General features: G+C 63.1%; 23 protein-coding genes and 1 tRNA gene. 16 read left to right on the top strand and 8 right to left on the bottom strand.

Annotated elements, in window-relative coordinates:
• Window positions 1–320 precede the first annotated feature (320 nt).
• The 9 genes from AC07XM_RS28370 to AC07XM_RS28330 all read left to right on the top strand — a co-directional run bounded on the left by AC07XM_RS28370 (window position 321) and on the right by AC07XM_RS28330 (window position 8,292).
• Window positions 321–2,042: a tetratricopeptide repeat protein gene (locus AC07XM_RS28370; protein WP_016484864.1), complete on the top strand. Its 1,722-nt coding sequence runs from the start codon at window positions 321–323 to the stop codon at window positions 2,040–2,042.
• A 4-nt stretch (window positions 2,043–2,046) separates the two neighbouring features.
• Window positions 2,047–2,664: a lipoprotein insertase outer membrane protein LolB gene (gene lolB / locus AC07XM_RS28365; protein ID WP_016484863.1), complete on the top strand. Its 618-nt coding sequence runs from the start codon at window positions 2,047–2,049 to the stop codon at window positions 2,662–2,664.
• A gap of 4 nt (window positions 2,665–2,668) precedes the next feature.
• Window positions 2,669–3,529 (top strand): 4-(cytidine 5'-diphospho)-2-C-methyl-D-erythritol kinase, encoded by an 861-nt coding sequence (gene ispE, locus AC07XM_RS28360; protein ID WP_016484862.1) that lies wholly within the window; start codon window positions 2,669–2,671, stop codon window positions 3,527–3,529.
• 20 nt (window positions 3,530–3,549) lie between these two features.
• A tRNA-Gln gene (locus AC07XM_RS28355) sits at window positions 3,550–3,624 on the top strand.
• A gap of 48 nt (window positions 3,625–3,672) precedes the next feature.
• Window positions 3,673–4,614, top strand: coding sequence for a ribose-phosphate pyrophosphokinase (locus AC07XM_RS28350; RefSeq protein ID WP_003247410.1), 942 nt, complete (start codon window positions 3,673–3,675; stop codon window positions 4,612–4,614).
• Window positions 4,615–4,732: 118 nt separating this feature from the next.
• Window positions 4,733–5,326 (top strand): 50S ribosomal protein L25/general stress protein Ctc, encoded by a 594-nt coding sequence (locus AC07XM_RS28345; protein ID WP_016484861.1) that lies wholly within the window; start codon window positions 4,733–4,735, stop codon window positions 5,324–5,326.
• Window positions 5,327–5,405: 79 nt separating this feature from the next.
• Window positions 5,406–5,990, top strand: a complete 585-nt coding sequence (pth, locus tag AC07XM_RS28340) for an aminoacyl-tRNA hydrolase (RefSeq protein WP_009686183.1) — start codon at window positions 5,406–5,408, stop codon at window positions 5,988–5,990.
• Window positions 5,991–6,013: 23 nt separating this feature from the next.
• A complete protein-coding gene (gene ychF, locus AC07XM_RS28335; RefSeq protein ID WP_016484859.1) occupies window positions 6,014–7,114 on the top strand; it encodes a redox-regulated ATPase YchF in 1,101 nt (366 codons plus the stop codon).
• A 173-nt stretch (window positions 7,115–7,287) separates the two neighbouring features.
• On the top strand, window positions 7,288–8,292 hold the full coding sequence (locus AC07XM_RS28330) for a SulP family inorganic anion transporter (protein WP_023048693.1): 1,005 nt from the start codon (window positions 7,288–7,290) through the stop codon (window positions 8,290–8,292).
• 145 nt (window positions 8,293–8,437) lie between these two features.
• On the opposite strand, the gene ppk2 is transcribed toward AC07XM_RS28330, so the two are convergent.
• Both ppk2 and ycaC read right to left on the bottom strand, forming a co-directional pair.
• Window positions 8,438–9,256 (bottom strand): polyphosphate kinase 2, encoded by an 819-nt coding sequence (ppk2, locus tag AC07XM_RS28325; protein ID WP_023048692.1) that lies wholly within the window; start codon window positions 9,254–9,256, stop codon window positions 8,438–8,440.
• A gap of 105 nt (window positions 9,257–9,361) precedes the next feature.
• Window positions 9,362–9,982, bottom strand: coding sequence for an isochorismate family cysteine hydrolase YcaC (ycaC, locus tag AC07XM_RS28320; protein WP_016484856.1), 621 nt, complete (start codon window positions 9,980–9,982; stop codon window positions 9,362–9,364).
• 268 nt (window positions 9,983–10,250) lie between these two features.
• Between ycaC and AC07XM_RS28315 the strand changes: the two genes are divergently transcribed.
• The 4 genes from AC07XM_RS28315 to AC07XM_RS28300 all read left to right on the top strand — a co-directional run bounded on the left by AC07XM_RS28315 (window position 10,251) and on the right by AC07XM_RS28300 (window position 15,112).
• Window positions 10,251–10,640, top strand: a complete 390-nt coding sequence (locus tag AC07XM_RS28315; RefSeq protein ID WP_016484855.1) for a YybH family protein — start codon at window positions 10,251–10,253, stop codon at window positions 10,638–10,640.
• A 93-nt stretch (window positions 10,641–10,733) separates the two neighbouring features.
• The gene (locus AC07XM_RS28310) at window positions 10,734–12,233 is read left to right on the top strand and encodes a purine-cytosine permease family protein (protein ID WP_016484854.1); all 1,500 of its coding nucleotides are present in this window, start codon (window positions 10,734–10,736) and stop codon (window positions 12,231–12,233) included.
• A 13-nt stretch (window positions 12,234–12,246) separates the two neighbouring features.
• Window positions 12,247–13,677, top strand: coding sequence for an aldehyde dehydrogenase family protein (locus tag AC07XM_RS28305; RefSeq protein WP_102690059.1), 1,431 nt, complete (start codon window positions 12,247–12,249; stop codon window positions 13,675–13,677).
• Window positions 13,678–13,894: 217 nt separating this feature from the next.
• Complete coding sequence (locus AC07XM_RS28300; protein WP_016484852.1) at window positions 13,895–15,112, top strand: DUF3422 domain-containing protein; 1,218 nt, start codon at window positions 13,895–13,897, stop codon at window positions 15,110–15,112.
• Between the two features lie 132 nt (window positions 15,113–15,244).
• Here AC07XM_RS28300 and AC07XM_RS28295 read toward each other — a convergent pair whose 3' ends face one another.
• The 3 genes from AC07XM_RS28295 to AC07XM_RS28285 form a co-directional block, all read right to left on the bottom strand.
• Window positions 15,245–17,656 (bottom strand): DUF3772 domain-containing protein, encoded by a 2,412-nt coding sequence (locus tag AC07XM_RS28295; protein ID WP_016484851.1) that lies wholly within the window; start codon window positions 17,654–17,656, stop codon window positions 15,245–15,247.
• 56 nt (window positions 17,657–17,712) lie between these two features.
• Window positions 17,713–18,765, bottom strand: a complete 1,053-nt coding sequence (gene ada / locus AC07XM_RS28290) for a bifunctional DNA-binding transcriptional regulator/O6-methylguanine-DNA methyltransferase Ada (protein ID WP_095115869.1) — start codon at window positions 18,763–18,765, stop codon at window positions 17,713–17,715.
• A gap of 147 nt (window positions 18,766–18,912) precedes the next feature.
• Complete coding sequence (locus tag AC07XM_RS28285) at window positions 18,913–19,539, bottom strand: DNA-3-methyladenine glycosylase family protein (protein ID WP_102690058.1); 627 nt, start codon at window positions 19,537–19,539, stop codon at window positions 18,913–18,915.
• A 171-nt stretch (window positions 19,540–19,710) separates the two neighbouring features.
• On the opposite strand from AC07XM_RS28285, the gene AC07XM_RS28280 reads away from it, so the two are divergent.
• Both AC07XM_RS28280 and AC07XM_RS28275 read left to right on the top strand, forming a co-directional pair.
• A complete protein-coding gene (locus AC07XM_RS28280; RefSeq protein WP_016484848.1) occupies window positions 19,711–20,226 on the top strand; it encodes a sigma-70 family RNA polymerase sigma factor in 516 nt (171 codons plus the stop codon).
• Window positions 20,219–21,169 (top strand): FecR domain-containing protein, encoded by a 951-nt coding sequence (locus AC07XM_RS28275; protein WP_102690057.1) that lies wholly within the window; start codon window positions 20,219–20,221, stop codon window positions 21,167–21,169. Before AC07XM_RS28280 ends, AC07XM_RS28275 begins: the two co-directional genes overlap by 8 nt.
• Before the next feature lie 29 nt (window positions 21,170–21,198).
• Here AC07XM_RS28275 and AC07XM_RS28270 read toward each other — a convergent pair whose 3' ends face one another.
• The 3 genes from AC07XM_RS28270 to AC07XM_RS28260 form a co-directional block, all read right to left on the bottom strand.
• On the bottom strand, window positions 21,199–22,359 hold the full coding sequence (locus tag AC07XM_RS28270; RefSeq protein WP_023049191.1) for an MFS transporter: 1,161 nt from the start codon (window positions 22,357–22,359) through the stop codon (window positions 21,199–21,201).
• 83 nt (window positions 22,360–22,442) lie between these two features.
• Window positions 22,443–22,580 (bottom strand): hypothetical protein, encoded by a 138-nt coding sequence (locus AC07XM_RS28265; protein ID WP_016484845.1) that lies wholly within the window; start codon window positions 22,578–22,580, stop codon window positions 22,443–22,445.
• A gap of 190 nt (window positions 22,581–22,770) precedes the next feature.
• Window positions 22,771–23,985 carry an MFS transporter gene (locus AC07XM_RS28260; RefSeq protein ID WP_016484844.1) on the bottom strand — a complete coding sequence of 405 codons (1,215 nt, stop codon included), beginning with the start codon at window positions 23,983–23,985 and terminating at the stop codon, window positions 22,771–22,773.
• A gap of 191 nt (window positions 23,986–24,176) precedes the next feature.
• Between AC07XM_RS28260 and AC07XM_RS28255 the strand changes: the two genes are divergently transcribed.
• The coding region (locus AC07XM_RS28255) for a FecR/PupR family sigma factor regulator (protein WP_146026083.1) at window positions 24,177–24,365 on the top strand (189 nt) is incomplete at its 3' end.

The raw sequence follows: 24,365 nt of genomic DNA, 5'->3' as shown, positions 1-24,365 counted from the left end.
GCTTGACGGGCATCCATGCCCGTCACCTCCCTACGCAAGCCCTGCGCTCGGCCTCCTGAAGTCGCAATCTGCGTCGCTTGAACTATCGCGCGCTTAGAAGCAGAAGCAGAAGCAGAAGCAGAAACAGAAACAGAAACAGAAACAGAAACAAGAGCGTGAGCGCGCGCGAGCGCTGGGCATCGTGGCAATGCCCGGGCGAACGCTGCGCGCGCTGCGCGGTCTGCATGTGCTGAGCGTAGCTTCATACCTTCGCAGGTGGGTTTGCCCCCGCGCTTGTGTCATCATGCTCCGACCGCCGGTGAGTCCTCCTAAAGCCTTCTATGAACAAACCATACGCATTGCTGCTTGCCTTCGCCCTGCTCCAGGGCTGCCAGAACCTGGCCCCGCAAAAGGCCGAGCCTCCCATCGCCGAAGCCGGCAAGGGCGAGGCGGAAAAGCCCGTGGTGTATGGCTCGTTCAAGCAGGACACGCTTTACAGCCTGCTGGTCGCGGAACTGGCTGGCCAGCGCAACCGCTTCGATATCGCCTTGGCCAACTACACCGACCAGGCAGCAAAAACCCAGGACCCCGGGGTTTCCGAGCGTGCCTACCGCATTGCCGAATACCTCGGCGCCGACGAGCCGGCGCTGGATAACGCGCTGGTCTGGGCCCGCAATGACCCGCAGAACCTCGACGCCCAGCGCGCCGCCGCCATCCAGCTAGCCCGCGCCGGCCGTTATGACGACGCCATGGCCTACATGGAAAAAGTGCTGCAGGGCCAAGGCGACACTCACTTCGACTTCCTCGCCTTGTCAGCCGCCGAAACCGACCAGAGCACCCGCGACGGCTTGCTGCAAAGCTTCGAGCGCCTGCTGGTGAAATACCCCGACAACGGCCAGCTGATATTCGGCAAGGCACTGCTGCTGAACCAGGACGGCAAGGCTGAAGAGGCGCTGGAGCTGCTCGAATCGCACCCGACGCAAAACGGCGAAATTGCCCCGATCCTGCTGCGCGCCCGCCTGCTTCAGGCCCTGGACCGTGGCCCCGAGGCCCTGCCGCTGCTGCGCGGCGCGATCCGCGACAACCCGGATGACAAGCGCCTGCGCCTGACCTATGCCCGCACCCTGGTCGAACAGGACCGCATCGGCGATGCCAAGGGCGAGTTCCTCAGCCTGGTCCAGCAATACCCCGACGATGACGAGCTGCGTTACTCACTGGCCCTGGTGTGCCTGGAAAACAAAGACTGGGATGAAGCCGAAGGCTACCTGCAGGAGCTGGTCGAGCGCGACAGCAACGTCGACGCCGCCCACCTGAACCTGGGCCGCATCCGCGAAGAACGCCACGACCCCGCTGGCGCCCTGCGCGAGTACGCCCTGGTCGGCCCTGGCCCCGATTACCTGCCGGCGCAGCTGCGCCAGGCCGACATCCTGATTGCCAACGGCCGCGGCACCGAGGCTTCACGCCTGCTCGCCGAGGCCCGCGAAGCCCAGCCGGACTACGCCATCCAGCTGTTCCTGATCGAATCGGAAAGTTACAGCAACAACAACAAGGACGCCCAGGCCAGCCAGGTGCTGCAGCAAGCCATCCAGCGCTACCCGGACGACCTCAACCTGCTGTACACGCGCGCCATGCTGGCCGAAAAGCGCGACGACCTTGGCCAACTGGAAAAGGACCTGCGCGCCATCATCGCCCGCGAGCCGGAAAATGCCATGGCCTTGAACGCCCTGGGCTACACCCTGGCCGACCGTACCACCCGCTACACCGAAGCCAAGGCGCTGATTGACAAGGCCCACCAGCTGACCCCGGACGACCCGGCGGTACTCGACAGCCTGGGCTGGGTCAATTACCGTCTGGGCAACCTCGACGAGGCTGAAACCTACCTGCGCCAAGCCTTTGCCAACTTCCCCGACCACGAAGTGGCCGCCCACCTGGGCGAAGTGCTGTGGGCTAATGGCAAGCGCCGCGAAGCCCGCCAGGTATGGGCCAAGGGCTTCGAAGCCCAGGCCGACAGCCCCATCCTGCGCAAAACCCTTTTGCGCCTGACCGGATCCGAGACCCTTTAACGCCATGTTCCTGCGCCATTGCATCACCTTCACCCTGATCGCCCTGCTGGCTGGCTGTGCCGGCTTCGGTAGCCGCGAGGCCCTGCAAGGGCACGGCGACCCGCAGCAGTGGCGCGCCCATAAAGCGCAGTTGAGCAGCCTTGATGGCTGGCAGATCAACGGCAAAGTCGGCATCCGCGCGCCGCGCGATTCGGGTAGCGGCACGCTCTTCTGGCTGCAGCGCCAGGACTATTACGACATTCGCCTGGCTGGCCCACTCGGCCGTGGTGCCGCACGACTGACCGGCCGCCCCGGTGGCGTTGTGCTCGAAGTGGCCAACCAGGGCCGCTTCGAGGCCACCAGCCCGGAAGCCCTGCTGGAAGAGCAGCTCGGCTGGCAGCTGCCAGTATCGCACCTGGTGTGGTGGGTCCGCGGCCTGCCCGCCCCCGACAGCAAGAGCAAGCTGACTCTGGACGGCGACAGCCGCCTGGCCAGCCTTGACCAGGATGGCTGGCAGGTGCAGTACCTGAGCTACACCGAACAGAATGGCTATTGGTTGCCCGAGCGCCTGAAACTGCACGGCAAGAATCTGGACGTGACCCTGGTGGTCAAGGACTGGCAGCCACGCCAGCTGGGGCACTGATTTCATGCACACGCTGACCCTGCCCGCCCCGGCCAAGCTCAACCTGTGGCTGCACATCATCGGCCGTCGCGCGGATGGCTATCACGAGCTGGAAACCGTATTCCAGTTTCTCGACCATGGCGACGAACTGAGTTTCGCCGTACGTGACGATGGCGTGATCCGCCTGCACACCGAGATCGAGGCAGTACCGCACGACAGCAACCTGATCGTGCGTGCTGCGCGCAAGCTGCAGGAACAGTCCGGCAGCCCATTGGGTGCCGATATCTGGCTGACCAAAGTGCTGCCCATGGGTGGCGGCATCGGCGGCGGCAGCTCGGACGCCGCAACCACCCTGCTGGCCCTCGCCCACCTGTGGCAACTGGACTGGGACGAAGACCGCCTGGCCGCACTGGGCCTGAGCCTGGGTGCCGACGTACCGGTATTCGTGCGCGGCCATGCGGCGTTCGCCCAGGGTGTGGGCGAACAGTTGACCCCGGTTGACCCTGAAGAGCCTTGGTATGTCGTGCTGGTGCCGCAAGTGTCTGTCAGCACAGTAGAAATTTTTTCACATCCGCAGTTGACACGTGATTCCCTCCCCCTTAATATGCGCCCCGTTCCCGAGGGAAACAGTCGAAATGACTGCCAACCGGTGGTAGAGCAGAGTTACCCAGAAGTTCGCAATGCGTTGAATTCACTGGGTAAATTCACTGAGGCTCGACTAACCGGCACTGGAAGTTGTGTGTTTGGGGCCTTCCCAAGCAAAGCCGAAGCTGATAAAGTTCTGGCCCTTCTTTCAGCGACCCAAACAGGGTTTGTGGCGAAAGGAAGCAATATTTCGATGTTGCATCGCAAGCTGCAAAGTCTGGTCAAGAAGTCGAGCGCATAAGCGTTCGCAGCAACAGATACAGGGGCGTCGCCAAGCGGTAAGGCAGCAGGTTTTGATCCTGCCATGCGTTGGTTCGAATCCAGCCGCCCCTGCCATTTTCCTTATACTCATCCAGGTATACCCTCAGCCTTCAGGTACTGCGCGTGTCCAAGATGATGGTCTTTACGGGGAACGCTAACCCCGATCTGGCTCGGCGTGTCGTACGTCAGCTGCATATCCCTCTCGGTGACGTCTCTGTCGGTAAGTTCTCCGACGGCGAAATCAGCACTGAGATCAATGAAAATGTTCGCGGTAAAGACGTTTTCATTATTCAGCCGACTTGTGCCCCGACCAACGATAACCTGATGGAACTGGTAGTGATGGCCGACGCCTTCCGCCGCTCCTCAGCATCCCGAATCACCGCCGTGATTCCTTACTTCGGATATGCCCGCCAGGACCGCCGTCCGCGTTCGGCACGTGTAGCCATCAGCGCCAAAGTTGTCGCTGACATGCTCACTGTCGTGGGTATCGACCGTGTTCTCACCGTCGACCTGCACGCTGACCAGATCCAAGGCTTCTTCGATATCCCCGTCGACAACATCTACGGCTCGCCCGTACTGGTAGACGATATCGAAGACCAGCGTTTCGAGAACCTGATGATCGTCTCCCCGGACATTGGTGGTGTCGTGCGTGCACGTGCAGTCGCCAAGTCCCTGGGTGTCGACCTGGGTATCATCGACAAACGCCGCGAAAAGGCTAACCACTCCGAGGTTATGCACATCATCGGCGACGTCGAAGGGCGCACCTGCATCCTGGTAGACGACATGGTCGACACCGCCGGCACCCTGTGCCACGCGGCCAAAGCCCTGAAAGAACACGGCGCTGCCAAGGTTTACGCCTACTGCACGCACCCTGTCCTGTCGGGCCGCGCGATCGAGAACATCGAGAAGTCGGTACTGGACGAGCTGGTGGTGACCAACACCGTTCCGCTGTCCGCCGCTGCTCAAGCCTGTGACCGTATCCGCCAGCTGGATATCGCACCGGTTGTCGCTGAAGCGGTACGCCGCATCAGCAATGAAGAATCGATCAGCGCGATGTTCCGCTAAGCGGAACGCGTGTTGATGTGAAGCGCCCCGCCCCAACATGTGTTGGGGCGGGGCTTTTTTGCCATCCCCGTTGGCGCTGGTCGCAAACGCTCTCGGGGGGCTATTTTGGAGAAACAAAATGACTGATTTTATCCTGAACGCCCAAGCGCGTACTGACCTGGGGAAAGGTGCGAGCCGCCGCCTGCGTCATGCGCTGAGCATCCCTGCCGTTGTCTACGGTGGTGACAAAGAAGCTCAATCCCTGACCATCCTGGCCAAGGAAATCACCAAGCTGTTCGAAGACGAAGCTGCCTTCAGCCACGTGATCGAGCTGAACGTTGACGGCGTCAAGCAAAACGTCATCGTCAAGGCCATGCAGCGTCACCCGGCCAAGCAGTTCATCATGCACGCTGACTTCATCCGCGTCGTTGCTGGCCAGAAGCTGACCGCTGTTGTTCCAGTGCACTTCATCAACGAAGAAGCTCCGGTCAAGAAAGGCGGCGAGATCTCGCACGTTGAATCGCAGATCGAAGTTTCCTGCGAAGCCAAAGACCTGCCTGAGTTCATCGAAGTTGACCTGGCCAACGCTGAAATCGGCACCATCATCCACCTGTCGGACCTGAAAGCTCCGAAAGGCGTAGAGTTCGTAGCTCTGGCCCACGGTGATGACAAAGCTGTTGCCAACGTTCACGCTCCACGCGTTGCTCCAGAAGCAGAAGGCGCTGCCGAGTAATCCACTCGCACGCCGGCGTTGATCGGGTTACAGTGCCGCGCGCACTGTGACCCACCAACTCCAAGGAAGAGCCCCTGACGTGACCGCCATCCAGTTGATCGTTGGCCTGGGTAACCCCGGCCCCGAATACGAACAGACCCGGCATAACGCAGGGGCTCTTTTCGTTGAACGCATTGCCAGCGCCCAGCGTGTATCGCTGACTGCTGACAAAAAATATTTCGGCCTGACGGCTAAGTTCAGCCATCAGGGCAACGACGTTCGTTTGTTGATCCCCACCACCTACATGAACCGCAGCGGCCAGGCCGTGGCGGCCTTGGCCAATTTCTTCCGCATCAAGCCGGAAGCAATCCTGGTGGCGCACGACGAACTCGACCTGCCTCCGGGCGTTGCCAAGCTCAAGCGCGGCGGCGGCCATGGTGGGCATAACGGCCTGCGCGACATCATCGCGCAGCTCGGCAACCAGAACGACTTCCACCGCCTGCGGCTTGGCATTGGCCACCCGGGTGACGCCAAACTGGTATCCAACTTCGTCCTGGGCCGCGCGCCGCGCGCCGAGCAGGAGAAGCTCGACGCCAGCATCGATTTTGCCCTCGGCGTGCTGCCGGACGTGCTTGCCGGCGACTTTGCCAAGGCGATGCGCGAGCTGCACAGCCAGAAGGCCTGATTCCTTTAGAGAGGGGAATACCCATGGGTTTCAATTGCGGCATCGTCGGCCTGCCCAACGTCGGCAAGTCCACCCTGTTCAACGCCCTGACCAAGTCTGGCATCGCGGCGGAGAACTTCCCTTTCTGCACCATCGAGCCAAACAGCGGCATCGTGCCGATGCCAGATGCTCGTCTGGCTGCGCTGGCTGAAATCGTCAAGCCAAACCGCATCCTGCCGACCACCATGGAATTCGTCGATATCGCCGGCCTGGTTGCCGGTGCCTCGAAAGGCGAAGGCCTGGGCAACAAGTTCCTCGCCAACATCCGCGAGACCGACGCCATTGCCCACGTGGTGCGCTGCTTCGAAGACGAAAACGTGATCCACGTTTCCAACAGCGTCGACCCCAAGCGTGACATCGAGATCATCGACCTCGAACTGATCTTCGCCGACCTCGACAGCTGCGAAAAGCAACTGCAGAAAGTAGCCCGCAACGCCAAGGGCGGCGACAAGGAAGCCTTGGCGCAAAAGGCCATTCTGGAAAAGCTGATCCCGCACTTCACCGAAGGCAAGCCTGCACGCAGCCTGATGAAGAACATGGCTGACGACGAAAAAGCCGTCATCCGTGGCTTCCACCTGCTGACCAGCAAGCCGGTGATGTACATCGCCAACGTCGCCGAAGACGGCTTCGACAACAACCCGCACCTGGACGTGGTCAAGGCCATTGCCGAGGAAGAAGGCGCGGTCGTTGTACCGGTGTGCAACAAGATCGAAGCAGAAATCGCCGAGCTGGACGACGGCGAAGAGAAGGACATGTTCCTCGAGGCCCTGGGCCTGGAAGAGCCTGGCCTGAACCGCGTGATCCGCGCCGGTTACGAGCTGCTGAACCTGCAGACCTACTTCACTGCCGGCGTGCAGGAAGTACGTGCCTGGACCGTACGCGTCGGCGCCACTGCACCACAGGCTGCTGGTGTTATCCACACCGACTTCGAAAAAGGTTTCATCCGCGCTGAGGTGGTGGCCTATGACGACTTCATCCAGTTCAAGGGTGAAGGCGGTGCGAAGGAAGCCGGCAAGTGGCGCCTGGAAGGCAAGGATTACATCGTCAAGGATGGCGACGTGATGCACTTCCGCTTCAACGTCTGATTCAGCAGACGTTCACAGCGTCTCAAGAGACGACCCAGCCCTGAAACAGGCGAAATGTCTGTTCAGGACGGGTCACTCAACACGAAGAAGCCGCGCACCTGCGCGGCTTCTTCGTTTCTAGGGGCATAGCATCTAAGCTGAAACTCAGCACCCTCCTCCCCTGAGCCCGCACCATGCCCGAACCAACGCGCTTCGACTGGCAACGCTGGCTACCCGGCCTGGTGACCCTGCTCCACTATCAACGCGCCTGGTTAGCCAAGGACATCGCCGCCGGCCTGGTGCTGACCACCATGCTGGTACCGGTGGGCATTGCCTACGCCGAAGCGTCCGGCGTACCCGGAATCTACGGCCTGTACGCCACCATCATCCCGTTGCTGGTCTACGCCCTGTTCGGCCCCAGCCGAATCCTGGTGCTGGGCCCGGATTCGGCGCTGGCCGCGCCGATCCTGGCGGTGGTGGTGCAGCACGCCGCCAGCGACCCACAGCGGGCAATCGCCATCGCCAGCATGATGGCGCTGATCGCCGGGGCGTTCTGCGTGATTGCCGGGCTGCTGCGCCTGGGCTTCATCACCGAGTTGCTGTCCAAGCCGATCCGCTATGGCTACATGAACCGCATGCAACAGTGGGAGTTCTGGCTGTCGTTCACCTGCTTCGTCGGTGTGGCGGTGTTTGGGGCCATTCCCGGTATCTGCATTGCGGTGGCAATCGCGGTGATCGAGTTTCTGTGGGACGGCTGGCGGCCACACCATGCAGTGCTGGGCCGGGTGGATGGCACCCGGGGCTACCACGATGTGCAGCGTTATCCACAGGCTCGACGTATTCCGGGGCTGGTGCTGCTGCGTTGGGATGCGCCGCTGTTCTTTGCCAATGCCGAGCAGTTCCAAAGTACCGTGATGGCGGCCGTGGACGAGTCGCCGACGCCGGTGCAGCGGCTGATAATAGCGGCGGAACCAGTGACCAGTATCGACATCACCTCGGCAGACATGCTGGCCGAACTGGACCGGGCACTGGAGGCTCGAGGGGTGGAATTGCAGTTTGCCGAGATGAAGGACCCGGTGAAGGACAAGATGCGGCGGTTCGAGTTGTTTCAGCATATGGGGGAGACGGCCTTTCACCCCACGGTGGGTGCCGCTGTGGATGCTTATCTGGAAGAAAGTGGGGTTGATTGGCAGCCTTAGGTTCCTTGTACTGGCTGCTTCGCGGATTCCCCCCCCTCCGAAAAACTCACGCCGACTCCGAAGGCGGTCCCACCACCGTCGCCTGCAGCAGGCTGCCGTCCTGTGGCATGAGCGCTAACCCTCGCAGCGCCCCACAGGGAGGGGTTCAAAAGCGTTCTTCGACGACCTTGAACGGGTAGGCCACGGCCTTGTACTTGCCGACCTTGCCGCGTTTGGGCAGCTTCACCACCCGGTCACGGGTGATGTCCTTGTACGGAATACGGCTGAGCAAATGGCTGATGATGTTCAGGCGGGCACGACGTTTGTCGTCCGAGTGCGCCATGAACCACGGCGCCCAGGCTGTATCCGAGGCCTGGAACATGTCGTCCCGTGCCTGGGTGTAGTCATCCCAACGGGTATACGATTTGAGGTCCATGGGCGAAAGCTTCCACAGCTTGCGACCATCGTTGATGCGATCCTCCAGGCGGCGGGTCTGCTCCTCGGCGCTGACCTCGAGCCAGTACTTGATGAGGATGATGCCCGACTCGACCATGACCTTTTCGAACACGGGCACCCCGGCGAGAAACTTGTCGACAAGGTTGCCGGAGCAAAAGCCCATGACCCGCTCAACCCCCGCACGGTTGTACCAGCTGCGATCGAAGATCACCACCTCGCCCGCGGCGGGCAAATGCCCCACATAGCGCTGCAGGAACATCTGGGTTTTTTCCCGATCGGTCGGTGCCGGCAGCGCCACCACGCGAAACACCCGCGGGCTGACCCGCTCGGTAATGGCCTTGATGGTGCCGCCCTTGCCGGCGCCATCACGGCCTTCGAAGACAATGCATACCTTCAGCCCCTTGGCCACCACCCACTCCTGCAGCTTTACCAGCTCTACATGCAGATGCTTGAGCGCTTTTTCGTAGGCCTTGCCGCCCAGTTTTTCTGGCTGTTGCTGGGTGGATTTCTTCCTGGACGGCTTCGACATGACACTCTCCTGAGGGCGAATGAAGAGTCAGTATGGTCGATTCATACCGGTTTGCCGCTTCGCTTGCAGGTTGAGGGGGGGCTGCGGTGCAGCCCCGAGGAGGCGCTACTTGGCCAGCTTGTTGTAACTGGTCATCAGGTTGCGGTAGTCCGGTATATGGTTGGAGAACAGGGTACCCAAGCCCTCGACGTCGTTGCGCCAGTCGCGGTGCAGCTCGCAAGCCACGCCGAACCAGGTCATCAGCTGCGCCCCGGCAGCCTCCATGCGCCGCCACGCCGAGTCACGGGTCAGTTCGTTGAAGGTGCCAGAGGCGTCGGTGACGACGAACACCTCAAAGCCCTCCTCCAGCGCCGACAGGGCCGGGAAGGCCACGCACACTTCAGTGACCACACCGGCAATCAGCAGCTGCTTCTTGCCGGTGGCTTTTACGGCTTTGACAAAGTCTTCGTTGTCCCAGGCATTGATGTTGCCAGGGCGCGCAATGTAGGGGGCGTCGGGGAACTGCTCTTTCAGTTCCGGCACCAGCGGGCCATTGGGGCCGGTCTCGAAGCTGGTGGTAAGGATGGTCGGCAGCTTGAAGTACTTGGCTAGGTCGGCCAGGGCCAGTACGTTGTTCTTGAAGCGGTCGGGGTCGATGTCCCTTACCAGCGAGAGCAGGCCGGCCTGGTGGTCGACCAGCAGTACGGCGGCGTTGTTCTTGTCCAGACGCTTGTATTGGAAGGTCACGGTGAACTCCTTGCTTCAGCGGGTTGGGAGTATCAGCGTAGGCAAGGATGAACGGTGGGACAGACCGTCAGTCGGTTCGCCTGTTGTTGCCTGTACTGGCCTCATCGCCGGCAAGCCAGCTCCCACAGAGTGGCGCCCGGACAGAACCTGCGCCACGCCATCACTTCACAAATTCCTGAACTGATTATTTGCCTTCAGCGATTTGTCCCCTCGCCAACCGCCACCAGAATCGCTTCACCATAATCACAAAAACCGTGAGGCCACTCCCGTGGACCAGACACTTCAGGTGCGCCAAGCCGCCGCCGACCTCGTTGCCGCGTTCGCCAGCAACGACACCGCCCGCTATTTCGCCTGTTTCAGCGAAGACGCGACGTTCCTTTTCCACACCTTGCCGCAACCGCTGCTGTCGCGCCGTGCCTACGAAGACCTCTGGGCCCAGTGGCAGGCCGAAGGGTTTGCAGTGCTCGCCTGCGAATCGGCCAATGCCCACGTGAGCCTGCAAGGCGATGTGGCGATCTTCATGCACGATGTGGCCACGCATATCCGCATCGCCGGTGAAGAACACCGCATGAGCGAGCGCGAGACTATCGTCTTCCGCCGCCAGGGTGACCAGTGGCTGGCCTGCCACGAGCACCTGTCGGTCGTCTCGCCGGCCTGATCACTTTTTTACGCGGCCCTGCCGCCCTGCCATCGCACCCACAAGAAGGCCCGCGCACTGCGCCGGCTACAACAACCGCGCTGGAGCATCACCATGAGCCACTCGACCGGTATCGAGACCAACGGCGTCGAACAGATCCCTGATGATCAACGCGACGCCTCCCCGCTGGACCTCTTCCGCCTGATCTTCGGCGGCGCCAATACCTTCGCCACCGCAGTGCTGGGCAGCTTCCCCGTGCTGTTCGGCCTGTCGTTCCAGGCGGGCGTTTGGGCCATTCTGCTCGGCGTTGGCGTGGGCGCCCTGATTCTTGCGCCGATGGGTTTGTTCGGCGCACTCAACGGTACCAACAACGCCGTGTCGTCGGGCGCGCACTTTGGTGTGCACGGGCGTATCGTCGGCTCGTTCCTGTCGCTGCTCACGGCCGTGGCGTTCTTCTCGCTGTCGGTGTGGAGCTCGGGCGACGCCCTGGTCGGCGGTGCCAAGCGCCTGGCCGGCCTGCCGGAAACCGACCTCACCCTGGGCCTGGCCTACGGCCTGTTCGCGGTGCTGGTGCTGGTGGTGTGCATCTTTGGCTTCCGCTTCATGCTGTGGGTGAACAAGATTGCCGTGTGGGCTTCAAGCCTGCTGTTCCTGCTAGGCATCGTGGCCTTTGCCGGGCCGTTCGATGCCGGCTACGCAGGCAGCGTCAACCTTGGCCAGGCAGGCTTCTGGGCGGCGTTCGTCGGTGCGGCGATCCTGGCCATGAGCAACCCCGTGTCGTTCGGCGCTTTCCTGGGCGACTGGTCGCGCTATATCCCGCGTGAAACACCCAAGGCGCGCATCATGCTGGCGGTGATAGCAGCCCAGGGCGCAACGCTGATTCCTTTCCTGTTCGGCCTTTGCACCGCCACCTTGGTAGCGACCCAGGCACCGGACTACATCGCCGCCAATAATTATGTGGGTGGCCTGTTGGCAGTGGCGCCAAGCTGGTTCTTCCTGCCGGTGTGCCTGATTGCGGTGATCGGCGGCATGTCCACCGGCACCACTGCGCTGTATGGCACCGGCCTGGACATGTCCAGCGTGTTCCCGCGCCTGCTCAGCCGCGCCGGCGCCACGCTGTTGATCGGTGTGCTGGCAATCGGCTTCATCTTTGTCGGCCGTTTCACTTTCAACCTGGTGCAAAGCGTGTCGACCTTCGCGGTACTCATCATCACCTGCACAAGCCCATGGATGGTGATCATGATCCTCGGCCTGATCACTCGCCGCGGCTTCTACCACGCCGATGACCTGCAGGTATTCACCCGCGGCCAGCGTGGTGGCCACTACTGGTTCCAGCATGGCTGGAACTGGCGCGGCATGGGGGCGTGGCTCCCCAGCGCGGCGGTCGGCCTGTGCTTCGTCAACCTGCCCGGGCAGTTCGTCGGCCCGCTGGGCGACCTGGCCGGCGGCATCGACCTGAGCCTGCCGGTCACCCTGGGGCTGGCTGGCGTGCTGTACCTGCTGCTGCTCAACCTGTTCCCTGAACCTGCGGGCGTGTATGGCCCCCAGGGCCCGCGCTGGGTGCGGTGCAAAAGCACCGCGCACACGCCTGTGACCACTGCCGAAATGGCCTGACTGGAAACCGACCATGACCAACTCCCACTACATCGCCGGCCGCTGGGTCGAAGGCCAAGGCAACGACTGCATCAGCGTCAATGACCCTGCGCTGGGGCAACCGTTCGCCGAGTTCATGGCTGCCAGCGTGGCCCAGGTCGACCAGGCCGTAGCCGCTGCCCGCAGCGCCCTGCCCGCCTGGAAAAGCACCAGCGCCAGCGAACGTGCAGCTTTCCTGCGCGGCTTTGCCGAGCAGCTCGGGCAGCGCCGTGAAGCGCTGATCGCCTTGCAGATGCGCAACAACGGCAAGCCCCGTCACGAGGCGGAAATCGACCTGGATGACGCCATCGCCACCTTCGGCTACTACGCCGAGCTCGCAGAGCAGTTGCCTGCGAAGCATCGCGACGTCCCGCTGGCCGCCCCAGGCTTCACTGCGCGCACCCGCCTGGAGCCGGTGGGTGTGGTCGGCCTGATCGTACCGTGGAACTTCCCGCTGGTGACCAGCGCCTGGAAGCTCGCGCCGGCCTTGGCTGCCGGGTGCACCGTGGTGCTCAAGCCATCGGAGGTCACCCCGCTGATCGAGCAGGCCTACGGCCAGATTGCCGACGCTCTGGGCCTGCCGGCGGGGGTGCTGAACATCGTCAACGGCAAGGCCGAGACCGGTGCCGCGCTGAGCAATCACAATGGCCTGGACAAACTGTCGTTCACCGGCAGCAACAGCGTCGGCAGCCAGGTGATGCGCAGTGCGTCGGCACAGTGCCGGCCGGTGACGCTGGAGCTGGGCGGCAAGTCGGCGATCGTGGTGTTTGACGATTGCGATGTCGACCAGGCGGTAGAGTGGATTGTCGCCGGCATTAGCTGGAACGCCGGGCAGATGTGTTCAGCCACGTCACGGCTGCTGGTGCAGAACGGTATTGCCGATGCGCTACTGCCACGCTTGCAGGCGGCACTGGAAAACCTGCGGGTTGGCAACCCGTTGACCGAAGAGGTCGACATGGGCCCGCTGACCAGCCAGGCGCAGTGGCTGAAGGTGGCCGGTTACTTTGCCACGGCCCGGGAAGAAGGCTTGCAGTGCCTGGCCGGTGGCAAGGCGCTTGACCGTGACGGCTGGTTCGTCAGCCCGACGCTGTATACCGACGTGCCGAAACACAGCCGCCTGTGGACCGAGGAAATCTTTGGCCCGGTGCTGTGCGCACGGCGGTTTGCCAGTGAGGAACAGGCGATTGCCGAGGCCAACGACAGCCGCTTCGGGCTGGTCGCAACAGTGTGCTCTGCCGACCTGGCGCGTGCCGAGCGCGTGGCCGATGCCCTGGAGGTTGGCCACGTGTGGATCAACTCGGTGCAGGCGGTGTTCGTCGAAACCTCGTGGGGCGGTACCAAGGGTAGCGGCATCGGCCGTGAGCTGGGGCCTTGGGGGTTGTCGGCCTACCAATCGGTCAAGCATGTGACGCGTTGCCTCGGCTGATATCGCAAGGGGCCGCGTTGCCGCCCATTCGCGAGTAAACCCGCTCCCACAAGTACGGTGCTGTCCTTGAAAATTGCACTGAACCTGTGGGAGCGGGTTCACCCGCGAAGAGGCCGGTACAGGTAGAACAAAACTCCGCCCCGCGTGACTTTCTCCGCCCGCTGCAAAGTCCCACTTCCTGGTACCCCAACAATCACAACACCAGGCCGGACCACCCATGCACCCTCAACGCACCGCCTTGCACAACGAACTGCACGCCCGCCCGTCGCTGTACTTCGACGGCCCGGCGCATGTCTTCCACCTGGCCTTGCTCGGCGGTGATGCTGCCTGTGCAGCGCTGCTGCAACGCTGCTGCCCGGAGGCCCTGGACACCGCTGCCGCGCAAGGCATCACCTGCCTGGATGGCCACCCGTTCAAGTGGGAACGCCACACCGAGTTCTTCACCCTGACACTGGTGGTGCCGTGCGCTGCCACCGACACCGAATGGCGGCCCCTGCCTCCCGTGCTGGCCGAAGCCATCGCCCCGCAGGTGGCGCAGGTGATCAACGCCGTGCAGGTGCTGGTGCGTGACGAACAGGGGCTTGACCTGCCTCGCTATGGTTTCAAAGATCCGTGCGGCTCGTGCGTTGGCGGGGGCGATGCGGTGGTGTGGAGCGATTTCCGCCTGACCGAAGATGGTACCAACCGTTTCCTGTTCATCAACCGCCGCCTCAATGCCTACCGCCAGGGCCGCATGATCCGCCGTCTGCTGGAAATCGAGACGTACCGCATGATGGCCTCGCTGACCCTGGCCACGGCCAAGGCTCTGAGCCAAGAACTGGATACTTTCGACAAGACGTTGGTCAGCCTCTCGGAGCGCAGTGCCGGGGGGGACGGCCATGACTCCAAAGGGTTACTGGACGCCATTGCCCACTTGTCACGCCAGGTGGTCAGCCACACGGTAAAAACCCGCCACCGCTTCGGCGCCACCCAGGCCTATGCGCAACTGGTGTTCGAACGCCTGGGCGAGCTGCGGGAAAGCCATGTAGGCGACTGCCAGCGCCTGGGGGTGTTCATCGAGCGTCGGTTCAAGCCGACTGTGCGCTATTGCGCGGCGACCGAGCAGCGGCTGGAGCAATTGGCGAAAAACGTGGCAAACCTGGGCGACCTGTTGCAGGCGCGTGTTCAGGTAGAAATGGAAGAACAGAACGCCGAGATCCTGCGCAGCCTCAATGCCCGGGCCGATGCCCAGGTGAAGATCCAGCGGGCGGTAGAGGGGCTGTCGATCATTGCCATCACCTACTACCTGCTGAATTTGTTCAAGCTGCTGTATGGCGGGCTGAATGTGCTGGGGTTGGGGCTGACGGCGCGGGATGGATTGCTGGCCATGGCGCCTCCGGTGCTGCTGGTATTGTTGGTGATTCTGCTGAGGATCAGGCAGGCCAAGCAGCATTGAATTCGGGGGCGCTATGCGCCACTTTCGCGGCACAAGGCCGCTCCTACAAGGGATCGCGTGCCCTGATAGCGTTCGCATTCCCTGTAGGAGCGGCCTTGTGCCGCGAAAGGGCTGCGCAGCAGCCCCCGCTCTTTACACCGACTCGTCAGCGGGGCGCGTACCCTCCTGCACCAGCACCATGCTCTGCGGCGAAGACAGCGGAATGCCTTCATCACGCAGCCGCCCAAGAATGGTGAACAGCAAGTCGCTACGGGTGCCTGACACCTGCCGCGGCCCCGCCACGTATCCACTGACGCCAATCACCATGCCACTGGCGGTCAGGTCCTTGAACGACACCGAAGTGGCGGGCGCATCCAGAATCGCCTCATGCTCGTGGTACGCCGTCAACAACAGCTCGCGTACCCGGTTGGCGTCGGTCTCCAATGGCAGGGTCAAGGTAATGCCGACCACGCCCAGCGCATTGCCCATGGTCACGTTGCGCACGTTCTGCGAAATGAACTGGGAATTAGGCACGATCACCGTCGAGCGGTCGGACATCTGAATTTCGGTGGCGCGCACATTGATGCGGCGGATATCCCCCTCGACGCCCGCCAGGCTGACCCAGTCGCCCACCTTGACGGGGCGCTCGGTGAGCAGGATCAGGCCGGAGATGAAGTTCTGCACGATTTGCTGCAAGCCAAAACCGATACCCACCGACAGGGCACTGACCACCCAAGTCAGGCTGGTGAGGTTGATGCGCAGGGTCGACATTACCAGCATGGCCAGGAACAGGAAGCCCAGGTAGCCCACCAGGGTCACTAGCGAGGCACGCATGCCGGCGTCCATGTCGGTTTCCGGCAGCAGGCGGTCACTCAGCCAGCGCTTGACCACGCGAATGGCGAACAGGCCGCCGAAGAAGATCGCCAGGGCCAGCAGGATATCCTGCGGCACGATGTTGAGGTTGCCAAGCAGCTTGCCGCCGGTGCCGTCCCAGTCGCCCAGGCTCATCAGCAGCTCGCTGGGGCTGGTGCCCGACGGCATCAGCACCAGCAACAGCGCCAGGAACAGGATGACGGTACGGCCGATGCCGGCCAGGACAGTGCTGGCCTGTGCCTGGTGGCGAGGCGCCAGGCCCAGGGTCGAGGCCAGCGCCAGACCACCTGGCTGACGTGGCGACAGCAAGGTTTCGCACAGGTCACCGAAGAAGGTGGTCAGCAAGTAGGCACAGGTGACCACCAGGCTGACCCACAGCAATTTGGCGGTGAGGAAATAGGCGAGTGTCAGATAGCCGGTGAGCAGGGCCAGCAAGATCAGCGTCAGCCAGATCACCATCACGAACGGGATCAGCCCGGTCAGGCCGGTGGGGCGCTCCAGATCATGCTTGCGCAGGGTTCGGCGATAACCTAGCAATGCGCCGGCAAAGATAAGCGCCACCACCAGCGCGGTGAGGCCATTGACCGCCACAGTCAGTGCCAGGCTGGCGCCGATGACGCTGTTGATGCGCTCCATGGTCATCATGACCATCAGCGCCAATGCCAGTACCTTCGGGAACCAACCGAGCGCACTGGCCACTTCGTCATGGATCGGCGGCAGGCGCCAGGACGGGCGCTGCAGCATCAGCATGGCGCGGCCCAGGCCGGTGATGAAGGCGCTGAACACCACCAGGGTAAGGATGTGGTTGACCAGGCTTGCGATATCGGAGCCCAGCTGTGCGCTGCTCTCCAGGCCCCAGCGCAGCAGCGATACAGAGCCGGCAATGGTACCCAGGGTTGCCAGGCTGACGCCAAGCGCCAAGGCGCTGCGGCGCAAGCGGCCCTCGGGCAACCAGCCGACCATGGCACTGGCCAGCAGACGCTCGAGCACACGGCGCACCAAGGTCCAGACCAGAATCGCCGCCACCAGGCTGGTAATGAACAGCCAGCGGTTTTCGGCGCTGAGGGCACTGCCAATGGCATCGGCCGCCTCGCCGCGCAGGTCACGCACACGCGCCACGTCGTCCTGGGTAGGGCGGATGATGCTTTGCCAGAACGCCGGGCTTAGTGGCGAAGCCGCACGGCTGGTGATTTGCGAATTGAACTGGCTACGGCGCAGGTTGACGATTTGCGTGGAAAGGTCGCGAGCCGACTGATTCAGCTTGGTGGCCTGATCCTGCTGGGCTACCAGCGCCTTTTTTTCGGCCTCCAGCGCTTTGCGCTGCTGCGTGAGGGTGGCGGCCTCGTCCGGCTGGGCCGGGCCGATGACCTTCAGCTTGTCCTCGAGTTTTTCCAGGTCGGCGGTGCGCTGGGTACTCAATGCATCAGCCTGGCGCTGAACCTGCATCGCCGCCAGGCGCAATTGCGACAGCAGGTCGTCGTTGGCCTCGCTGGTGACGCCCTGGCGGATCAGGTCCAGCCGGTCGCTCAGCTGTTCGATGCTGGCGTTTTCATCCAGCGCTGGCGCATCGGCAGCCACCAGATTGGACAATGGCGTGGCCGGGGCCGACCAGGCCGGGCTGGCAATGGCCAGCATCAGGGCCAACAGGACCATCAGGCCTGGGCAAAAACGGGCAAGGCTGACACGCCTCATCGAAGTATCCTCTTTACAACTCGATTTGGCGGGGGATTCTACGCGGCTTCAGGCTATCAGGAGAGTGCCGTCTCTCGCGTGAGCAGTTGCTGTTTGCGCTCGACACCCCAACGGTAGCCACTGATATCGCCGTCCCGACGCACCACCCGATGGCAAGGGATGGCCACGGCGATGTGGTTGGCCGCACAGGCCATGGCCACCGCGCGCACCGCTTTGGGCGCACCGATTCGTTCGGCAATGTCGGTGTAGCTGACCCGGCTGCCGGCCGGCACCTCGCGCAGGGCCTGCCACACCCGCTCCTGAAACGCCGTACCTTGCACATCCAGTGGCAACGCCAGGCCCAGTGCCGGGGCTTCGACAAAGCCCACCACTTCGGCGACCAACTGTTCGTAGGCGCTGTCGCCACCGATCAGGCGGGCCTTGGGGAACTGGTCCTGCAGGTCGTGCAACAGGGACTCGGGGTCGTCGCCCAGCAAAATCGCGCAAATGCCCTTCTCGCTCTGGGCCACCAGGATCGCCCCCAGCGAACACTGGCCGAGGGCGAAGTGGATGGTGGCCCCTGCGCCACCGGCGCGGTACTGGCGGGGGAGCATGCCCAGGCGCTGATCGGCGCTTTCGTAGAAGCGGCTGTTGGAGTTGAACCCGGCATCGTAGATGGCGTCGGTGACTGAACGCTGGCCATCTTCCAGGTGCTCACGCAGGCGCCGGGCACGGAAGGCAGTGGCATAGGCCTTGGGGGTAACGCCGGTTTCGGCCTTGAACAAGCGGTGCAGGTGGAAGGCGCTTACGGCCAGTTGCGCACTGAGCTGGTCGAGGCTGGGCGCAGGGTCGATGGTTTCGATCAGGCGGCAGGCGCGGGTGATCAGTTGGCTATGGCGGGCGGCGCTGGCCTTGCTGATACAACGTTTGCAGGCACGATAGCCCGCGGCTTCGGCAGCAGCCGGGGTGTCGTAGAATTCGACATTGGTGCGCTTGGCCATGCGAGATTTGCAGCCGGGGTGGCAGTACACGCCCGTGGTACGTACGGCGTAGACGAAGTGGCCTGTGGCGGTGGAGTCGCGGGACGCCACGGCTTGCCAGCGTTGGTCGGGGGTGGTGTAGAGATTCATGGGTTAGCATCCAGATAAGTTGTCGCCTGTACGGGCCTCTTCGCGGGCACGCCCGCTCCCACAGATCCTCTGCAGGGTTCGAGCCTTGCGCGGTCCCTGTGGGAGCGGGCATGCCCGCGAAGGGGCCCGTACAGGCGATGCAAAACTTCAGACCCGCCACAGGTACCAGGCCGCCACGGTCCGAAACGGCCGCCAGGCGCCGCCCAGGGAGCGCATCTGCGCCGGTGTCGGCGCTTTGTCCAGGCCCTTTAGCCGTCGGTATCCCTCGCGAACGCCAAAATCGTCCACCGGCAGAATGTCCGAACGCTCCAGGCTATAAATCAGCAGCATCTCCACCGTCCATCGCCCTACCCCACGCAAGGCTACCAGGCGTTCGATCAGTGCTTCGTCGGCCATGGTCAATGCCTCTTCACGCGTTGGTACCAGGCCTTCCAGCCGCGCCTGGGCAATGCCCTGAATCGTCGCCAGCTTGTTCGCCGAAAAGCCGCAGGCACGCAGGATTTGCGGGCTGACCGTCAGCAATTGCTCTGCCGTCGGGAACGCACTCTCCGGGAACAACGCCAGCAACCGGCCAAGGATTGCTTCGGCAGCACGGGCATGCAGTTGCTGGTAGGCAATGGCCCGCACCAACGCCTCGTAAGGCTCCCGCCCCGGCGTGGCCTGGTGCAGGCAAGGCCCGGTCGCAGCAATGTGCCGCGACCAGTCCGGGTCGAGTGCTGCCAGGTATTCAGTGGCCTTGCGGTAGGCCTCGGGTGAAAGGTCGGCCAGTATCATGGCGCCTCCAACAGGTTGAATGCAGGGCCAGCTTAGCCCAACCATTCATCGGTTAAACGCCGGTTCTTGCGCGGCGAATTCCTGGCATACCATTGCCCTGTGCCGTTATCCCCGCATAGAATTGAGAACTATTCACAATCGCACAGTTCACAGGACCGGGCCCTCGTTACGATGCAGATCAACGACACGTTCAAGCCGACCGAGGTCGCTCTGCTCTATCAGGCCCACCATAGCTGGCTTCGCGGCTGGTTGCGCAACCGGGTGGGGTGCAGCGAGCATGCGGCCGACCTGGCCCAGGACACCTTCGTGCGGCTATTGCGGGCCCGCCAGGTTTCGCCGCTTAAAGAGCCACGCGCCTATCTCAGCAGCATCGCCCGTGGCCTGATGATCGACCAGTTCCGCCGTCGCGCACTGGAACACGCCTACCAGCAAAGTCTGGCCCACCTGCCCGAAGCCGAGGCACCCAGCGAAGAGCACCGGCTGGTCATTCTCGATGCCCTGGACCGCCTCGACCGTGCCCTGAACCAGCTCAAGCCGCGTGTTCGCCAGGCGTTTCTGCTGGCTCAACTGGACGGCTTGAGCATCGTGCAGATCGCCCAGCAGCTGGAAGTGTCGCGGGCCACCGTCGAGCGGGACCTGGCCAAAGCCTTGGGTGTCTGCTACCGGTTGCGTTACGCCGATGCATGAGCACGCCCCGGCACAGGCACAGGTCGACCAAGCCATCGACTGGCTGGTGAAGCTGCGCTTCGACCGCCCCACCCCCCATACTGAGCAGCAATTCCAGCACTGGCTGGCCAGCCACCCGCACAACCCGCTGGCCTGGCAACGGGTCAGCCAACTGGGCGACGAACTGGCCGGGCTGCCCAAGGACCTGAGCCGGCGCACCCTGGACCGCAGCCAGCGCCAGCGCAGCAGCCGACGAGACCACCTCAAGCTACTGGCGCTGCTGGCCGTGAGCGGCAGCCTGGGCTGGGCCATGCGCGAACCTATGGGCCTGCCGCAACTGCTGGCCGACAGCAGCACCGCCACAGGTGAACGGCGCCAGTGGCAAGCCAGCGATGGCAGCCACATACAGCTCAACACAGCCAGCGCTATCGACCTGCATTACAGCGCCGGGCAACGCCAGCTGGAACTGGTACGTGGCGAGGTCAGCCTGGACAGCAACCCCAACGACACTCGCCCGTTCCACATCGACACCCGCGTCGGGCCGCTGACCACCCTCAACGGCCAGGTGCTGCTGCGCGAAAACAGCCAGGGCCTGCTGCTGGCGGTGCGCCGTGGTGCAGTCACGCTGTTCCCCACATCGCCCTCGCCGCGGCAGGTGCATTCGGGCGAAACCGTGCAGGTGGGGGCCAATGGCAGTATTCACGCGGTGACGCTGCACAGCGACCCGTGGGGCTGGACCGACGGGGTGCTCAGTGTGCAGCAAATGCCACTGGCCGAGTTTGCCGCAGAGCTCGCCCGCTACCGCCCCGGCCTGTTGCGCTGCGACCCTGAGGTGGCGAATTTGAAGGTGTCAGGTACCTATCAGTTGGGCGACACCCGTCAGATTTTGCAGCTGCTCACCCGCAGCCTGCCGGTGCGTATCGACTACCGCACGCGTTATTGGGTAAGCATCGGCGCGGCGTGAACGTCTGTCTGACCGGCTACCTCCTGCAGTTATCGGTCCGCCACTGGCCGCATCCGCCCATGGCGCCGGTATGACTGCCTGGCAAAGCACACGAACAGCCCGGCCATCAGCGCCAGCGCCATGGGCAGGCCATGCGGGGCCACATCCATCGCAGCGCCACTGACCAGCGGTCCGATCAGGCTACCCACCCCCCACAGCAAACCCACGCTGGCATTGGCAGTGACCAGGTCCTGGCCCTTGAAACGTTGCCCGATCAGCACCAGCGCCAGGGTATAGATGCCCCCCGCAACCGCTCCAAGCACCACCAGCAGCGGCCACAGCAGCCAGGTCATGTTCAGCAGCCACGGCAGGCCGATGCCAATCGACATCGCCACCAGCCCGCACGCCAGGTGCAGCCCGGTGCGCTCCACCCTGTCGGCCAACCAGCCCAGCGGCAGCTGGAACAGCATGTCGCCGGCAAACACCACGGTCACCATCAGCGCCGCCACGCCCACGGCAAAGCCATGGCTGGAGGCGTACACCGGCAACAGCGACAGCACCACCGCATCGAAGAACGAGAAGAACAGCACCGCCACACACAACGCCGGTGCCACGCGGAAGAACCCCGCCAGGCCGAAGCTCTTGTCGCCCTCTTCATGCTCGACATGGTCATTGGGTACGGTCAGCACGATGCACAGCAACGCCAGGCCATAGCAGGCGGTGACCACACCGGTGATCCACGGGCTGTTGGCGCCCAACACCGCGAGCATGGCCGGGCCGAGTACCTGGAAGCCGGTAAAGCTGGTGGCATAAAGGGCCATGATCTTGCCGCGATTGTGATCAGGGCACAGTTCGTTGACCCACGACTCGCCGAGGATGATGGCGATGCCCATCCCCAGCCCCAGGCCCAGGCGCAGCAGCCCCAGCAGCCACAGCGAGGCGAAAGCCGACTCGAGCAAGGCGATGCTGACGGTGCACAGGCTGAAACTCAGCAGGTAGATGGTGCGCCGGGTGAGGTGGCGGCAGCAGGCGTCGACCAGGAACGCCGAGAGCATCATGCCCGCAGCGGGAATGGCCGAGATGATACCGATTTCCAGGGTACTGGCCCCGGCCTCATGCAGGCGCAACGACACCAGTGGCAGGCTGGCCCCCAGGCTGAAGCCCACGACAGAAACGGCGAACAACAGGCCCGCCAACAAACGCATGTTCATGTACCACTCCTTGCAAACCGAAAAGACGTGCAGACACAGGCGCGCACGCCGGGGCGGCGAGCGACGCAAAAGCGCAGATCAGTTCAGGCGAGGTGTGGCGAGAAGGTGAAGGCAAACAGCACGCTGCGGCGACGCTTGAGCACCGTGTCGCTCGGCCAGGCACGACGCAGGGCCTGGAGGGCAGGCTGGCGGGCATGTGGGAGGGACGGGTTACGGCGCATTGCTTTGGCTACTACGCAGGTGGTGGGTAAAAAGAGGCGGCACTCTAGCTACCTCAAGGGGGGGTAGTCAATCGGCCAGGGGCCTCTACGAGGCCCATTCGCAGCACAAGGCTGCTCCTACAACGAGCGCGTGCTGCCTGTAGGAGCAGCCTTGTGCTGCGAATGGGCTGCAAAGCAGCCCCCAGCAATTTCAGCGTTTACCTGTAGACGGCAAGAACACCGCCAGCAACCCGAACAACGGCAGGAACGAGCACAGCCCGTACACATACTCGATACCGCGCAGGTCCGCCACATACCCCAGCAGCGCCGCCCCAATGCCGCCAAAGCCGAACATCAGCCCGAAGAAAATGCCGGCGATCATGCCCACGCTACCCGGCACCAGTTCCTGCGCATACACCACGATCGCGGAAAACGCCGAGGCCAGGATAAAGCCGATCACCACGCTCAGCACGGTGGTCCAGAACAGGTCCGCATACGGCAGCGCCAAGGTGAACGGCGTCACCCCCAGGATCGAGAACCAGATCACGGCCTTGCGCCCGATGCGGTCCCCGATCGGGCCGCCAAAGAACGTGCCCGCCGCCACTGCCCCCAGGAACAGGAACAGGTGCAACTGCGAGCTGGCCACCGACACATCGAACTTCTCGATCAGGTAGAAGGTGAAATAGCTGGTGAAGCTGGCCATGTAGAAGTACTTGGAGAACACCAGCAGGCCCAGCACGATCAGCGCCGCGATCACCCGGTTGCGGGAAATGCCATGGGTGGCCTGCACCGCCTTGCGCGCCTTGGCCTGGTTGAGGTGTTCCTTGTACCAGCTGCGCAGCATCAGGGTTACACCGAGGAAGAACAAACCGGCCAGGCCGAACCAGGCCACGTGGGTCTGGCCGAACGGAATGACGATGGCCGCCGCCAGCAGTGGGCCCAGAGCAGAACCGGTGTTGCCACCAACCTGGAAAGTCGATTGGGCCAGGCCGAAGCGCCCGCCAGAGGCCAGGCGCGCAATACGCGAGGTTTCCGGGTGGAACGTCGACGAGCCGATGCCCACCAGCGCCGAAGCCAGCAGAATCATCGGGAAGCTGCCGACGAAGGCCAGCATCACGATGCCCACCAACGTGCACAAGGTGCCCAGCGGCAACAGGTTCGGCGTTGGCCGGCGGTCGGTAAAAAAGCCGACCCAGGGTTGCAGCAGCGAAGCGGTGATCTGGAACGTCAGGGTAATCAGACCGATCTGGGCGAAGCTCAGGTCGTAATTGGCCTTGAGCATCGGGTAGATCGCCGGCAGCACCGACTGGATCAGGTCGTTGATCAAGTGCGCCAGGGCGCAGAAGCCGATGATGCGCATTACCAGCGGCGTCGCTTGGCTCGCCGCTGCGCTGGTGGACGCCGGGGAGGCGCTACTGGTGGCCATGTGCCTGAATCTCCGTCCGCAGTTTGGGATCCGATTATCGGGAAACAAATAGATACATAGCTACCTTTTTTATCCCTCTGTCGCAACGTACTTGAAAATGGTTCTCAATATAATTAGCATCCTCGACTTATATCCCTGTCATCGTTGGGCGAAACGGCCCCTATCGTGAGCAGACCGACCCCATGAGCCCGATGCCCGCCAAGCAGCTGCAGCCCGACCCACAGCAGGAAGCGCTGGAGTGGTTCTCGCTGTTGCGCCAGCCCGGTTGCGACGACACCCAGCGCCAGGCATTTGCAGCCTGGTGCCAGCTACCAGACAACGCCCATGCCTATGCCGAGCTGGAGACTTTCTGGCAACAGCTGCAACCACCCCCCCCCCCC

The organism is Pseudomonas sp. GW460-LB5 (assembly GCF_059423245.1).
This window is presented reverse-complemented; position numbering and strand designations above follow the sequence as displayed.

Bases quoted from the DNA above. Each gene is read 5' to 3' on its own strand.
- AC07XM_RS28300 (WP_016484852.1), top strand. From the start codon at position 13,895: ATGCACCCTCAACGCACCGCCTTGCACAACGAACTGCACGCCCGCCCG.
- AC07XM_RS28280 (WP_016484848.1), top strand. From the start codon at position 19,711: ATGCAGATCAACGACACGTTCAAGCCGACCGAGGTCGCTCTGCTCTAT.
- AC07XM_RS28260 (WP_016484844.1), bottom strand. From the start codon at position 23,985: ATGGCCACCAGTAGCGCCTCCCCGGCGTCCACCAGCGCAGCGGCGAGC.
- ppk2 (WP_023048692.1), bottom strand. From the start codon at position 9,256: ATGTCGAAGCCGTCCAGGAAGAAATCCACCCAGCAACAGCCAGAAAAA.
- AC07XM_RS28305 (WP_102690059.1), top strand. From the start codon at position 12,247: ATGACCAACTCCCACTACATCGCCGGCCGCTGGGTCGAAGGCCAAGGC.
- AC07XM_RS28345 (WP_016484861.1), top strand. From the start codon at position 4,733: ATGACTGATTTTATCCTGAACGCCCAAGCGCGTACTGACCTGGGGAAA.
- AC07XM_RS28330 (WP_023048693.1), top strand. From the start codon at position 7,288: ATGCCCGAACCAACGCGCTTCGACTGGCAACGCTGGCTACCCGGCCTG.
- AC07XM_RS28285 (WP_102690058.1), bottom strand. From the start codon at position 19,539: ATGATACTGGCCGACCTTTCACCCGAGGCCTACCGCAAGGCCACTGAA.
- AC07XM_RS28275 (WP_102690057.1), top strand. From the start codon at position 20,219: ATGCATGAGCACGCCCCGGCACAGGCACAGGTCGACCAAGCCATCGAC.
- AC07XM_RS28295 (WP_016484851.1), bottom strand. From the start codon at position 17,656: ATGAGGCGTGTCAGCCTTGCCCGTTTTTGCCCAGGCCTGATGGTCCTG.
- lolB (WP_016484863.1), top strand. From the start codon at position 2,047: ATGTTCCTGCGCCATTGCATCACCTTCACCCTGATCGCCCTGCTGGCT.
- ada (WP_095115869.1), bottom strand. From the start codon at position 18,765: ATGAATCTCTACACCACCCCCGACCAACGCTGGCAAGCCGTGGCGTCC.
- AC07XM_RS28270 (WP_023049191.1), bottom strand. From the start codon at position 22,359: ATGAACATGCGTTTGTTGGCGGGCCTGTTGTTCGCCGTTTCTGTCGTG.
- ispE (WP_016484862.1), top strand. From the start codon at position 2,669: ATGCACACGCTGACCCTGCCCGCCCCGGCCAAGCTCAACCTGTGGCTG.
- AC07XM_RS28310 (WP_016484854.1), top strand. From the start codon at position 10,734: ATGAGCCACTCGACCGGTATCGAGACCAACGGCGTCGAACAGATCCCT.
- AC07XM_RS28265 (WP_016484845.1), bottom strand. From the start codon at position 22,580: ATGCGCCGTAACCCGTCCCTCCCACATGCCCGCCAGCCTGCCCTCCAG.
- AC07XM_RS28370 (WP_016484864.1), top strand. From the start codon at position 321: ATGAACAAACCATACGCATTGCTGCTTGCCTTCGCCCTGCTCCAGGGC.
- ychF (WP_016484859.1), top strand. From the start codon at position 6,014: ATGGGTTTCAATTGCGGCATCGTCGGCCTGCCCAACGTCGGCAAGTCC.